Origin of the sequence: Psychrobacter piscatorii (assembly GCF_904846415.1) — a bacterium.
GTDB classification, from domain to species: domain Bacteria; phylum Pseudomonadota; class Gammaproteobacteria; order Pseudomonadales; family Moraxellaceae; genus Psychrobacter; species Psychrobacter piscatorii.
Genome location: NZ_CAJHAR010000003.1, coordinates 1 through 12,924, shown reverse-complemented (window position 1 = coordinate 12,924; position 12,924 = coordinate 1). Strand labels below are relative to the sequence as shown.

The window sequence follows — 12,924 nt, the reverse complement described above, 5'->3', positions numbered from 1 at the left end:
TTATGAATGACGATACCACTTCGAATACGGATAACCTCAGTACAGAAAAAGAGCAGTTTGAACAAGCTGCCTTACATTACCATGAGTTTCCACGCCCAGGTAAAATTTCGGTAACTCCAACTAAGCAGCTGGCCAACCAACGCGATCTAGCACTTGCCTATTCTCCGGGTGTGGCTGTACCGTGTCTTGAGATCCAAAAAGATCCAAAGCTCGCTTCTAAATATACGGCACGTAACAACTTAGTTGGTGTCATCACTAACGGTACTGCCGTACTAGGTCTGGGTAATATCGGTCCACTGGCATCAAAACCAGTGATGGAAGGTAAAGGCGTTCTATTCAAAAAGTTCGCAGGTATCGATGTTTTTGATATTGAAATTGATCAAAATGATCCAGATAAGTTCATCGAAGCCGTTGCTTCTCTTGAGCCTACCTTTGGTGGTATCAACTTAGAAGATATCAAAGCACCAGAATGTTTTAAAATCGAGCGTGTATTACGTGAGCGTATGAACATTCCTGTGTTCCATGATGATCAACATGGTACCTCAATCATTGTTGCCGCAGCGATGCTAAACGCTTTGTTGATTACTGGCAAAAAAATCGAAGAGATCAAAATTGTTTGTTCAGGCGCCGGCGCAGCAGCCATTTCTTGCTTAGATATCATTTGCGCACTTGGTGTTAATAAAAACAACATTATTGTTTCAGATTCACGCGGTATCATCAGCACTAGCCGTGAAAACCTTGATGAAACCAAACAGCGTTATGCTCGTGATACCACGGCGACTTCTATTGAAGAAGTCATGGACGATGTCGATATGTTCCTAGGCCTATCAATGCCAGGTACACTATCAGAAGATATGGTTCGCCGTATGGCAAAAGACCCTATCGTCTTTGCACTTGCCAACCCAACACCTGAAATCATGCCAGAATTGGCACATGCGGTACGTCCAGACGTCATCATGGCAACCGGTCGCTCAGACTATCCAAACCAAGTAAACAACGCGCTATGCTTCCCATACATCTTCCGCGGTGCATTGGATGTTGGTGCGACAACCGTCAACGAAGAGATGAAAGTGGCTTGCGTAAAAGCAATCGCTGCGATGGCACATGTCGAAGCCACTCCAACTACCAGCGCTAGAAACATCGAAAAGATGCAGAGCTTTGGTCGTGACTACTTAATTCCAGGCCCTCTAGAGCCAAACCTAATCATTGAGATCGCATCTGCTGTTGCGAAAGCCGCGATGGATTCAGGCGTTGCCACGCTACCGATCGATGACATGCAAGCCTACCGTCAGCGTCTGTCTGAGTTTGTTTATAACTCAGCGTTTGTGATGAAGCCAATCTTTGCTCGTGCCAAAGCCGAACCGAAACGTATCGTTTACTGTGAAGGTGAAGACAACAATATCTTGCTCGCTGTGCAAGTTGTCGTTGATGAGAAGCTAGCGCAACCTATCCTGGTTGGTCGCCCTTCAGTTATCGAAGCCAATATCCAAAAGCTAGGCCTACGTCTAAAAGCTGGCGAGAATATTACCATCGTCAACGTTGATGATGATCCTCGCTATAAAGACTACTGGCAGGGTTATTACGAGAAAAACAAACGTCGCGGTGTCAGTATTGAGCTTGCTCGTCGTGATGTTCGTCGCAAAACCACTTTGATTGGTTCTTTACTGGTCGACAACGGTGATGCTGATGGTATGGTTTGTGGTACGTTTAGTGACTATCAGATGCACCTAAAATATGTTGAAAACGTCATTGGCAAAAAAGAAGGCGTCAATGATTTTTATGCGATGAATGCTGTACTGATGCAAGATCGTAATATCTTTATCGCTGATACTTATGTGCATGAAGATCCAACCGCTGAACAGTTGGCAGAAATGACTGTTTTGGCTGCTGATCAAATACGCCGTTTTGGTATCACGCCACGTGTGGCGTTGGTCTCTCATTCTAACTTCGGTGCTTCAAATCGTGCCAGCGCTGTCAAAATGCGTAAGGTTCATGAACTGCTTACCAATATGAATGTAGACTTTGAGTTTGAAGGCGAAATGCAAGGGGATGCAGCACTCAATGAACATATCCGCCTAAATGATATGCCATCAAGCCCATTGAAAGGTGCAGCAAACTTGCTAATCTTGCCAACCCTTGATGCATCAAACATTGCCTTTAACCTACTTAAGACAGCGACTGGTAGCGCTTCTATTGGGCCTATCTTATTAGGTACTAGTAAGCCAGTACATATCTTGACGCCATCAGCGACCGCACGTGGTATTGTCAATATGACTGCGCTTACGGTCACGGAAGCTCAAGACCTAGAAAACGAGAAGTAATTACACGTCATACGCTGTATGAATATGTGGTTCAAAAGGGCTCTGTCATCCATTGACAGAGCCCTTCTGCTATACTAAAACCAGTCAATGTAACTTATAAAGCATTGGCTGTTTTTTTTGATGAATAAAAATTGAGCTGGTGACGTATAGCTCAACAAAAAGAGGCTACTATGCAAATTTACCTTGTGGGCGGCGCTGTCCGTGATCGACTACTAAAACGACCCATTAAAGATAAAGACTTCGTTGTGGTTGGTGCCACCGTCGCAGAGATGCTTGATGCCGGGTTTCAGCAGGTAGGTGCCGACTTTCCTGTGTTTTTGCATCCCGCCACTCACGAAGAATACGCCCTTGCACGTACAGAGCGTAAGCAAGGCTCAGGGTATAAAGGCTTTAGCGTACATGCCAGCCCTGATGTGAGCTTAAAGGACGATTTACAACGTCGTGATTTGACTATCAATGCGATGGCTATCGAAGTCACTAGTCTCGCTGATGACACCCCCATCAGTGATGAAGTCATTGACTATTATGGTGGGTTACAAGATTTAGAGAACAAAACGCTACGTCATGTATCTGACGCTTTTAGCGAGGACCCTTTACGGGTGCTGAGGACAGCTCGATTTTATGGGCGTTATTATGATTTGGGCTTTACCATTGCGGAAGACACCTTGACCCTAATGCGTCAACTGGTCAACTCAGGAGAGCTTGCTCATTTGAGTGCGGAACGTATCTGGCAAGAATCAAGCCGTGCAACGATGCAGCTATCACCGCAAGTATACTGGCAGCAATTGTTTGAGATTGGTGCGCTCACAGAGTATTTTGACCCATTGCATGATGCTTGGGAGGACACTCATATACGAGAGACGGTTCAGACAGCATTATATTTTGCAGGCCAAATGCGCCTAAACTTGTCACAGCGTTGGGCACTGTTAATGGTCAGCCTGACCCCGTCACTATTTAATAATGAACATACGCATGACCAATCAAAAGCGCTAAGAGATATCAATGATATCGGTAATAAAGCTAAAGTCCCCAAAGCGCATACGCAGTTCGCTACCATATTCGCTCAGCAAGCCGAAACTCTGAGCATGATAAACAGTCTGAGCGCTGCCAAAAAGATTGACCTTATACAAGCTTGTAGTGCTCATAAAGAGCCAGATAAGCTGTCACAGCTCCTTGTATGCAATCACGTCTTACAGCTGGCAACACAGCACCGTCAGATGATGCTGGCACTGAATAGCTTTCACGCTGTCGGCATGACTGACATTGCGCCAGACCTTAAAGGCCCCGCTATTGGTGCAGCCTTACGCCAAAGCAGAATTGATCACTTACAAGCGCATGACACCTATTGAACAGCATTTTAAAAAGCATTGTCACTATGAACCAAGAACCTAACACTCTGCCATCAAAGAATACTGACACCCAACCTCCGGTGATGCTGGTAACCGGTAGCGCGAAGCGCATCGGTGCGGCCATTATCAGAGCAGCACACAGTCAAGGCTACCGCGTCATTATTCATTGTCATCGTAGCGAAAAAGAAGCTAATAGCTTAGCTGACCAACTTAACAAAAGCCGTGCTAACAGCGCAGTGGTTATTGTTGCGGACTTGGCAGTAGTCAATCATGGTGCAGCGTTAGAGGATTTTGTTAAAAATATCATAGAAGCGTTTGGGCAGCTAGATGTACTGGTACATAATGCGTCACGGTTCTACCCAAGCCCGCTTGGTAACATTGATTATACCCAGTGGGATGAGTTACTTCTAACCAATGCCAAGGCGCCTTTACTATTGAGCCAAGCGCTAGTGCCCTATCTCAAACATCAGCAAGGCTGTATTATCAGCTTATTGGATATTCACGCGCATGATAAACCCTTCAGCAATTATACGGTCTACAACATGGCAAAGGCTGCGCATCGAATGATGGTGCAGTCGCTAGCGTTAGAGCTGGCACCAGACATACGCGTCAATGGTGTCGCTCCTGGCGTCAATATCTTACCTGAGTCTGATAGTGATCAAGCACTTGATAATGTAAAACAGCAAGATATTATTGCCTCCGTTCCTATGCAAAGAATCGGCAAACCTGAGGATATTGCTCATAGTGTACTGTACTTGGTACAAGCAAGTTATGTCACAGGCGAGATTATCACAGTGGATGGTGGTCGTAGTTTGACCCTATCTGGTGGTAGCGTTTGACCACCATCAAAACTGATAAAAAATTTCTTGATTACTTGTTATCTTTTACTTGAAAAATTCAAAAAATCAGGTATCATTGTGCGTCTAACGTTAGGGCCCATAGCTCAGTTGGTTAGAGCAGAGGACTCATAATCCTTTGGTCGTAGGTTCAAGTCCTACTGGGCCCACCACATTTTGAATCAGGCTTGTTCGCAGCGATGCGGCAAGCCTTTTTTTATGGGGTTTTATAAATATTCTGAACAGTATAGGTATATGGCGAACTATATAGAATATTGGTATATTTGTTGGTATAGATTATACCAACGCGGAGATATACCAACATGTCATTAACTCATACTATTATCAACAAACTAACCCCAAGTGAAAAATGCACCCCTAGCCGCCCTGACAAGCATAGTGATGGCGATGGCCTTCAACTGTGGGTAAGACACACCGGAAACAAAGTCTGGATCAGTGCTTATCGCTGGCAAGGTAAACAGCAATCACTAACCTTGGGTAAGTATCCAGTAATCACATTACAACAAGCACGCCAGCGTAACCTAGAAATAAAGCAACTGATTCACGAAGGTATTAACCCAAAAGATAAGAAAAAAGAAAAACTCGCTGAGCAAGATGGTTCGAGGCTTTTTGATACTATCGCACAAACTTGGTATGCAGATCGTAAAACATTTTTAGCTTCTAGTACGTTTAGTCGTAACTATTCAGCATATACTCGCGATGTAAAACCAGTTATCGGTCAGATATGAGAGATATTTGTGCGCTAAGGATTTAGAGTGCCAAAGCCTCATAATTTCATTTTGTTTGGGGTATAGCGTATCAAGAACAAACTGCAAAAATCCCAGCCCGCGCTCACTTGCCAGCACGTGCCAATTAGCATAGATAATCCGCATCAGCCTGTCTGACAAGCCCTCATCATCACGTCTAAGCACTACCAAACCATTTAGCTTGGTAAAACGTTCGACAACAGACTGACTACCCTGCCACGGTACGCTATAGCTAAAAATATCGTTCAGCGCGTCAAGACAGTATTCATCTATCACTGATGCAAATACAAAACCGTGGAGTACAAGGTATCCTCATTGCCTGTGTCGATGGTTTAAAAGGTTTTCCTGATGCTATCAATACGGCTTACCCCAACGCTCAGGTTCAGCTGTGTATCGTACACATGGTGCGTTATTCCATGAAATTTGTGCCATGGACGGATCAGAAGACCATAGCGGCTGATTTAAAGGCTATCTATGGCGCTGATACGCTTGAGATGGCAGAGGCCAATCTTGAGCACTTTGATGAGATTTGGGGTGATAAGTATCCGCACGTGGTTAAGTCTTGGCGCAATAACTGGGAGGGCTTAACGATGTTCTTCGAGTATTCTATAGACATCAGAAAAGCGATTTATACCACCAATGCTATCGAATCTTTAAACAGCGTGATTCGAACGGCGGAGAATAAGCGTAAGGTGTTTCCGTCTGATCAGGCCGCATTCAAAGTGATGTACTTAGCAATCCAGCAGGCATCCAAAAGGTGGTCGATGCCGATTCGTAACTGGACGGCTGCTCTTAATCGTTTTATGATTATGTTTGATGACCGTATTAGTAAGCATTTAATCTAAAGGGCAGTTACACAGAATCTGGGATGGGCTCTCTTATGTAGGGTACGAAATAACTAAAAATATTAATATTCATTCGTTAAGTTTTCGATAATCCCAGGACGGTTCAGAGCGTGTATTACTCTTCTAGATTTTAGTATATTTGGTAACTGCTGCCATATATTTACCGTGTAGAAGTCATCGAAAACCTTTACCTACGGCACTAATATTTACGCAAAGTTTAGGAAAATCTCAGTCTGGTAGGAATTTGATCACGGCTATATTTTATTCTATTCAATGACTTTTAAAATCTTGTGAGCTTTCTATGTATATCCAACGTTTAAGTACCATTTGCACGCTATCACACTAAATGACGCAGAAATCGAGAGCCCAAAAAACAGTGAGAAATAGTTAATGGGCAACTATCGCAAATTTTGCGACAGTTACATCATTTTCTAAAATGCAGTTATCGCAAAAATTGCGACAACTGCCTCAACTTATGAAATGGAAAGAAAAATGTCTGATGATCGCCCTATCCTTGTGAGTCAAGCGGAAATAGAAGAGCGGCGGCGTATTAGTGCGTGGATTCGTGGTAGTCATGCTGTAGATAATCTTCACGCAAACCCTGACACTCAGTACCTTTTTGACGATTTCGTCGAAGGTCGAATTGCTACTACTGAGGAAGTGAACCAACTTTTACATGCTCACTACTCTAAAATAGCGAATCTATCTAAGCCTTGATGGTTTAGATACATACCCTTTTAGCCTCAATTAGTTATGTCTTTACTCTACTAATAAAAATTTGCAATCGAGGATTTACAGCCGGAGCCTGCAGGCGTAAAAGAGTTAAAAACACTAAATGACACAGGAACGTACTCTGTTTTTAGAGCGTCTATTGCTCCTCTGAATTTTATTGAGTATACCTATGGCTAACCAATCAGGTGCTTTCACTGGTTCGGTACCCTAGTGAGGACTCGAACATCTGGCTATAGGCTAATGGTAGCAAGGTTTTGAATTATTGCGGTAGTAGAAGGATACTTCTCAGTGTACTTAAAGGGTTTTTTGAGAATAGAGTTAATTTTCTTTGTATTCAGGACTTCCCCATGAATTTGGTGCAAATGGATATGAAACAAATCCACTATCGACTCTCTCACGATATAATTCTAAGTTGGCTGGTTCAAATGGTTCATCAAACCATTCGTCCCAAAGCAACATTAAAAAATTATGGTGTCGATCTTCCCAGTTTTTTATTTGTTGTGCACTCCATTCGTCATAATTATCTACCGTATCTTTTATATTAAAATCAATTCCTGGTAACTCAGCACTTGAAACTAATAGATTCTTAGTTAATATATATCTAAGATCTTCTTTAAAAAGTTTTTTGTTCTGTTTCGAATCCCATAGCCCATCGTGATAGCCAATTCCAAAACTATCCTCAGATGTTTCTGGCAAATCTTTTGAACCGTGACCTATCCATCGTCTTATAGCGTAGCGAGCATCTGGTTCACAACTAAAATCCAAACTCTCAAATTCCTCTTTTTCACGATAATGTTCGATTGAATCTTGAGAAAAAACTAAGTTAAGTAATCTTCCAATATGATATGGACAAACTTCAATCATGTACACCTCTTAAGGTTTAGAATGTTTAGACATAAGATACATGTTATTTGGCAATTTGGCTGATGCCAGTATTTTTGGCAAAACACGTAAGATGCTTTAGTGAAAATAGACATTAAGTATTAAGGACCAGAAAAACCTTAATAATACTAATAAATCGTGATCGGTGCGCTATACAGGCTTCGAACTGTTGAACTGTTAGTCTTTAGGCTACGAAGCAGACATATAAATCTTTTCCTTTAAACATTCTAAGGTAGTCTTGAGCTTTAATTATACTATCTTCAACACTACTGCCTTCATAAAACCAGTTTTCATAAAATGGAGCAAAATTTTCAGATGAATTTTTGATATAAATATCACCACCTAAAATTAGTACTCTATTAGTTCTGTAAACCTCTAAAACACTATCCACTTCATGTATAGGGAAAGCGAAATTCTCAATACCATTACCCCTCAAGCTTTCGCCCAAATGTGAGCATAAATCTAAGATTCTATTCAATATTTTAACCTCTCATCTAAACTGATTTTTTGAGTGCGTTGACTATACCCCAAAGGAACCAAGTATCTCACTCTCCAAACCCATTAATAGACCACTTAAAATAGACTGATATAATAGAACCATCTATAACAGACTGCTAAGTTCCTCATATTTATGAAGACTAATTATGACCACATATATACTTGACACAGAAACAACAGGATTAATCTAGCCACATATGACCGAGGCCGCCTACTCTATTGTTGATATCATCGATGGCAAGGTGACTGTGTTGCAGGAGCCGAGAGCTAAGCGCTTCAATTCTTTAAAAGAAATTAGCTTGGCTCTATGGCGATATTACATGTTTGCAATGAGGATATGGCAGGTGAACCACCTTATACAGATTTTAGACTGCCTAATAGTGTTGATTACTTAACTGGTCATAATATCGATTTTGATATGACATTTCTTAAAAATACAGATATGACTCATACACCTAAGTTGATATGCATCAATGCAATGGCTAATTTTCTTCTTCCTACGCTGAAAAGTCATAAGCTAGTATCCCTACTCTATCATTTTCAACGAGATATAGCACGTGCTCAAGCAAGAGATGCTCATGCTGCCATTGCCGACATTTACTTTGCTGAGCTGGTGCTTGGTAGTTTGATTGACTTGGCTAATAGTCAGGGTTATGAAATAAGTGATGTGAAGAGCTTATATGAATTTAACCAGATGGCACGTGTACCCACGCATTTAAGTTTTGGCAAGCATAAAAGTGAGCCTGTTGCAGATTTGGCTACCCATTCAGATGGGGCTGAATATCTGAAGTGGCTACTAAAATAAGATGTGGTTGACCCTTATTTAGCTGAAGCTTGCCAGCAAGCATTAGAGTCCGTATAAATACACTGATGTAGTCAGTTTTATAGTCGAGCTATGCTCAACATTCAAATCGATACTAGAAATAGCTAACGCTAAAGTAGATCAAGTTCTGATTGAAGCTATAACTTATTAGGTAGTAAACCCCTCAATATTATGGTTTTTAAAATATCATCAATATTTGCATATACCATGGAACAATCTTGCTCTGACAAACTGGAAAAGCTCTATATGCTATTATTTATATAGTGTAGAGGGCGGGGATATGAAATCTAATTTTCCTAGGTGACGCTATTAATATCGGAGTTTAATTGTTACCTCCTATATACTCTTTTAGAGTGATAAGCCTCATTACTACCTGATCATACTTTTTAATGATATCAATAGTGTCGGTTAATCTTCCCCATGATACGTTGCCTCATCCATCCAAATGATAGGGTCTTCGCATAGATGGACTAAGTGATACCAAATATCTTCACTGCGAGCAATTCGATGATGACCGCGCTCAAAGTAATCCACTTCCCAGCTCTCAGGCAGGTTGACCAACGTCCGTCTAGCAACGGCTACATCCAAGCATTCGTCCTCGATCTCAACCATGACTCGCATCATTTCAGTATTTGAGGTGGGAAATGACAGCTTCATATTAGCCACCTCAGGTATTCGATCGGCTAAGACCTCACTAGGATAAATACAAGGTGCTATCAATAGCGCACGTAGATTGTATTTATGCGCGAAGTGATTGGCAAACCAACCGCCAAGCGAATGTCCCGCTAAGACCACTCGCGGATACTGTTTCATTTTTTCTTGTATTAATATGTCGTAAACATCAAAAATTTCATTAAAATTCTGTCTGTAATTGACGGTTTGACAGTACTTAGGCTCACGGGTAATACAAGTATACTTACTGGTTTCATTGCTCGAATCAAGACCATGAAAGAACAGTAAAAAAGTATTATTATTTTCAATCGGAAACATCATAACCTTCTCCTTTCATTATTTAACGATATCTTTATACCTTAACCACAGACCATAGATATGCTCAGCGACCTCTTTAGGCACCGTGGTATATCCAGCACCAAACGATGAATCATAGACCGCAGTCATTATTGTCAAAACCTCCTCTACACTATCAGCACTATTCTTAATCAGTAGATTGGCGATCAGCTCCGCTTCACTACTGTACTCATCCCAATTATCATTGTAATAACATCCCACAATGCCAAAGTCATAACGATAAATAACATCTGTAATAGTTGTCATCAGGCTTGCATAAGCGTCGTCATAATAATTAGCCCATTTCTCATACAACTGCTGACGTATTGGCAATACGCGAGGTAAAATAGGTCGATCTTTGAAATCATTGAGTTTTTCTGCGCTCACGACACATGAGGGTTTAGCACCATCCTCCCATAACAAGGGATAAGATGATGAAAATAAGCCTTTCTCGCACACGTTCAAGCGCCATACACCCCATATGTCTTTGCTAGCACGACTCATGGTATAAACGATGATTTGATTAAGATAGTCACTATCGTAGATGATATGCTGACGATCAATTTTCACGCCTTGCTTAGGTAATACATCAGTATAGGTAAAAACTTTATCACGCTCACTAGGCTCGACAGAAATGACTATCTCAGGGTTATCTGAATCTCTCTTCATCAATTCATAAGGAGCAACAAAGCTCAATATCTCATCGCTATTGTTCACAAAGTAAATATCCTCTTCATAGTCATTGATAGACTCGTTATGCAGATAAAACAGCGGGATCTTTTGCTTGCTTTGTACATTATCTTGAATTGATTTAGAGACTTTAGATATATCTGACCAGTGCATATCATCTATACGTTTTGGTTCAAAAGCACTCTTTGTATTTGTCATAGAATTTTCCTTATTTTTTATTTTTTTTGGATAGTAGCGTTTCTAATTTTTTGTTTTCATTCTTGAGCCAAATTTAAGTCAGCCGCGTTTGTCCGCAGCTTTTGAATCCACGTTATAAAACAATATATTTAAGTAAAATATGATTTTTTAATGACTGACTCGTTTTATCATTTTGATAAGACAAAATCTCTTACCATCATTTTCATAATGGCTATCATTTGATATGTGCTTGGATTTATTGATAATAAGAGTAATGATTAATACCAGTCAGAGTTCTTGATATTTACCAGCAATAGCAGAGTTATAGGGTGAAGCGTTGCGCCTCGAAGGTTAACTCTATATTGCTATATTCTTTCAAATTAATAACGCCCTGACTCAATAACTATAGTATAAAAATGGATGACAGAAAAGACCTTAATTAGAGGATACGACAACTGCTGTCGCTAAATATGAGTGAAACGAAGTTTTAATAAGGCTAGGATACGTTAAGCATTCGCCCATGACGCTGACAGCAAGTATTCAAAAAGTGATCTATAGTCATCCTTAACTAGAGGTCTACTCTAAATTCTGCGTTATGGGTTCTTATTTTATCGATAAATATCTATTTTTATACTTAGTTTACTTGTACAATTTCTTCAGCATAGCTCAGTTCCATCATGCAATTACCTTAATGACTTCATCTAAGCTGATTATGGATCGTGCTGGATATAAAGAAGATAATATGGGCTTAGCCAGCTTTAAAGAATTATTTCCTTCAAAACAAGAAGCTAAGGTGGGAAAAAATTATCTTACTAAAGATGAGCTTTATCGTATGTACCTACTTTCTGAACAGTTTTTGCTATTCGCTGAATCATCTGCTCTAATGAGAAGAGATTTAACGATGAATGATCTGCAGGAATATTTGGATGACTTACTTAAACTTAATGGTTATCCAGTATTTAACGACTATAAGGATTATCTTAAAGACCATGCTATGCAGCATGCCGAAAGAGAGTATGAAAGATTTGTAGATATCAAAAAATTAGAAATGCTGGGAGTCGAAGTTGATGTATTGGAATATGACTTAGGGACTTATGAAGAATATCGCAATCAAATTGATGGAATAAGCATACAGAAGCTCCGTAAGCATCATTTTGCCTTACAGTCATTGTGAACTAATTTGGTCAATATAAAACATAATTTAGCGTTAAAGCCAGCACGCTTGAGACTGACTATAATTAAGGATATAAGCAATGGATATTAAATTTTCAGGTAAACCCCAGAACGGCATGGCACTAGTTAGCGTTTATTTAGATGATGACCTCGGTGAAAATATGCCGCTGCAGTCCGCCCAGGTAGACTTATGGGTTCCTTTTGATGACTCCCTCGAAAAGTTACATGCAAACGCTCGTTCTGAACTATCCAATTTTCTAAAGCGCGCGCTAAACGCCCTTGAGACTCCAAGTTTTTGAGGGTCATGTTAACTACATCTTGCTCTGAATACTGCTTACCGTGCGCTCACTCAAACTTGTAAGCAATGGCAGTTAAAAAAACTAGCTCACAAAGTGGTAATGTATGGCGAAGACTTAAACTGATATTAAGGCACTAGTAGCCAGTGGCAAGCGTAGTCGTACGCTAATCACATGACTTTGTGATGCATTGCGCTAAGATGGCTACAAATTGGCCAAAATGATTTTACTCTGGTTGCTAACATACAACAACACCCCAGAAATTAGTAGTTTATATCGAGATTTTGCTCAATACCAATTTGATGTCAACTATAGTACTGCAAAGAAGAAAATCGGTAACGAATTATTTATAACCTTGTCACACTTCGATATTATTAAACACGAAAAATTAAAAATAGCTGGTGGTGTTCTAAAAAGTATGCTGGCATCAGACGTAGCCATAATTGACATAAAAGAACACCAGATCAAACACTTTTAAGTGATTATCGAGCTTCTTAGAGAAACAACAGGTTCTTCTAACGGCTCGT

Annotated in this window: 12 protein-coding genes, 1 tRNA gene and 2 pseudogenes; 10 read left to right on the top strand and 5 right to left on the bottom strand. The window is 40.5% G+C overall.

Annotation, left to right across the window (positions count from 1 at the left end):
* The first annotated feature begins 2 nt into the window (after nucleotides 1–2).
* The 7 genes and pseudogenes from JMX83_RS01835 (at nucleotide 3) to JMX83_RS01805 (ending at nucleotide 6,835) form a co-directional block, all read left to right on the top strand.
* Entirely contained in the window at nucleotides 3–2,321 is a 2,319-nt protein-coding gene (locus tag JMX83_RS01835) for an NADP-dependent malic enzyme (RefSeq protein ID WP_201598562.1), read from the top strand.
* A gap of 170 nt (nucleotides 2,322–2,491) precedes the next feature.
* The gene (locus tag JMX83_RS01830) at nucleotides 2,492–3,670 is read left to right on the top strand and encodes a tRNA nucleotidyltransferase (protein WP_201598560.1); all 1,179 of its coding nucleotides are present in this window, start codon (nucleotides 2,492–2,494) and stop codon (nucleotides 3,668–3,670) included.
* Between the two features lie 26 nt (nucleotides 3,671–3,696).
* A complete protein-coding gene (locus tag JMX83_RS01825; protein WP_201598558.1) occupies nucleotides 3,697–4,509 on the top strand; it encodes a pteridine reductase in 813 nt (270 codons plus the stop codon).
* A 93-nt stretch (nucleotides 4,510–4,602) separates the two neighbouring features.
* Nucleotides 4,603–4,679, top strand: a tRNA-Ile gene (locus JMX83_RS01820).
* A gap of 150 nt (nucleotides 4,680–4,829) precedes the next feature.
* Entirely contained in the window at nucleotides 4,830–5,255 is a 426-nt protein-coding gene (locus JMX83_RS01815) for an Arm DNA-binding domain-containing protein (RefSeq protein ID WP_201598556.1), read from the top strand.
* 293 nt (nucleotides 5,256–5,548) lie between these two features.
* Nucleotides 5,549–6,118, top strand: a pseudogene (locus tag JMX83_RS01810) (IS256 family transposase); the annotation flags it as partial.
* A gap of 492 nt (nucleotides 6,119–6,610) precedes the next feature.
* Nucleotides 6,611–6,835: an antitoxin VbhA family protein gene (locus JMX83_RS01805; RefSeq protein ID WP_201598554.1), complete on the top strand. Its 225-nt coding sequence runs from the start codon at nucleotides 6,611–6,613 to the stop codon at nucleotides 6,833–6,835.
* Nucleotides 6,836–7,168: 333 nt separating this feature from the next.
* On the opposite strand, the gene JMX83_RS01800 is transcribed toward JMX83_RS01805, so the two are convergent.
* The gene (locus JMX83_RS01800) at nucleotides 7,169–7,714 is read right to left on the bottom strand and encodes a hypothetical protein (protein ID WP_201598553.1); all 546 of its coding nucleotides are present in this window, start codon (nucleotides 7,712–7,714) and stop codon (nucleotides 7,169–7,171) included.
* A 202-nt stretch (nucleotides 7,715–7,916) separates the two neighbouring features.
* Complete coding sequence (locus tag JMX83_RS01795) at nucleotides 7,917–8,210, bottom strand: Imm40 family immunity protein (RefSeq protein ID WP_198015413.1); 294 nt, start codon at nucleotides 8,208–8,210, stop codon at nucleotides 7,917–7,919.
* Nucleotides 8,211–8,567: 357 nt separating this feature from the next.
* On the opposite strand from JMX83_RS01795, the gene JMX83_RS01790 reads away from it, so the two are divergent.
* A complete protein-coding gene (locus JMX83_RS01790; RefSeq protein ID WP_227675666.1) occupies nucleotides 8,568–9,035 on the top strand; it encodes a hypothetical protein in 468 nt (155 codons plus the stop codon).
* Nucleotides 9,036–9,461: 426 nt separating this feature from the next.
* On the opposite strand, the gene JMX83_RS01785 is transcribed toward JMX83_RS01790, so the two are convergent.
* Both JMX83_RS01785 and JMX83_RS01780 read right to left on the bottom strand, forming a co-directional pair.
* Entirely contained in the window at nucleotides 9,462–10,046 is a 585-nt protein-coding gene (locus tag JMX83_RS01785; protein WP_201598552.1) for a YqiA/YcfP family alpha/beta fold hydrolase, read from the bottom strand.
* A gap of 15 nt (nucleotides 10,047–10,061) precedes the next feature.
* Complete coding sequence (locus tag JMX83_RS01780; protein ID WP_201598551.1) at nucleotides 10,062–10,949, bottom strand: hypothetical protein; 888 nt, start codon at nucleotides 10,947–10,949, stop codon at nucleotides 10,062–10,064.
* A gap of 574 nt (nucleotides 10,950–11,523) precedes the next feature.
* On the opposite strand from JMX83_RS01780, the gene rhuM reads away from it, so the two are divergent.
* Both rhuM and JMX83_RS01770 read left to right on the top strand, forming a co-directional pair.
* Nucleotides 11,524–12,102 (top strand): RhuM family protein, encoded by a 579-nt coding sequence (gene rhuM, locus JMX83_RS01775; protein WP_227675665.1) that lies wholly within the window; start codon nucleotides 11,524–11,526, stop codon nucleotides 12,100–12,102.
* Nucleotides 12,103–12,181: 79 nt separating this feature from the next.
* Nucleotides 12,182–12,400 (top strand): hypothetical protein, encoded by a 219-nt coding sequence (locus JMX83_RS01770; protein WP_201598546.1) that lies wholly within the window; start codon nucleotides 12,182–12,184, stop codon nucleotides 12,398–12,400.
* 424 nt (nucleotides 12,401–12,824) lie between these two features.
* Here JMX83_RS01770 and JMX83_RS01765 read toward each other — a convergent pair.
* Nucleotides 12,825–12,924 (bottom strand): annotated as a pseudogene (locus JMX83_RS01765) (IS1 family transposase); the annotation flags it as partial.

Excerpts from the sequence above, each read along its gene's own strand:
- JMX83_RS01835 (WP_201598562.1), top strand. The coding sequence starts at position 3 with ATGAATGACGATACCACTTCGAATACGGATAACCTCAGTACAGAAAAA.
- JMX83_RS01830 (WP_201598560.1), top strand. The coding sequence starts at position 2,492 with ATGCAAATTTACCTTGTGGGCGGCGCTGTCCGTGATCGACTACTAAAA.
- JMX83_RS01825 (WP_201598558.1), top strand. The coding sequence starts at position 3,697 with ATGAACCAAGAACCTAACACTCTGCCATCAAAGAATACTGACACCCAA.
- JMX83_RS01815 (WP_201598556.1), top strand. The coding sequence starts at position 4,830 with ATGTCATTAACTCATACTATTATCAACAAACTAACCCCAAGTGAAAAA.
- JMX83_RS01805 (WP_201598554.1), top strand. The coding sequence starts at position 6,611 with ATGTCTGATGATCGCCCTATCCTTGTGAGTCAAGCGGAAATAGAAGAG.
- JMX83_RS01800 (WP_201598553.1), bottom strand. The coding sequence starts at position 7,714 with ATGATTGAAGTTTGTCCATATCATATTGGAAGATTACTTAACTTAGTT.
- JMX83_RS01790 (WP_227675666.1), top strand. The coding sequence starts at position 8,568 with ATGGCAGGTGAACCACCTTATACAGATTTTAGACTGCCTAATAGTGTT.
- JMX83_RS01785 (WP_201598552.1), bottom strand. The coding sequence starts at position 10,046 with ATGATGTTTCCGATTGAAAATAATAATACTTTTTTACTGTTCTTTCAT.
- JMX83_RS01780 (WP_201598551.1), bottom strand. The coding sequence starts at position 10,949 with ATGACAAATACAAAGAGTGCTTTTGAACCAAAACGTATAGATGATATG.
- rhuM (WP_227675665.1), top strand. The coding sequence starts at position 11,524 with ATGGGTTCTTATTTTATCGATAAATATCTATTTTTATACTTAGTTTAC.
- JMX83_RS01770 (WP_201598546.1), top strand. The coding sequence starts at position 12,182 with ATGGATATTAAATTTTCAGGTAAACCCCAGAACGGCATGGCACTAGTT.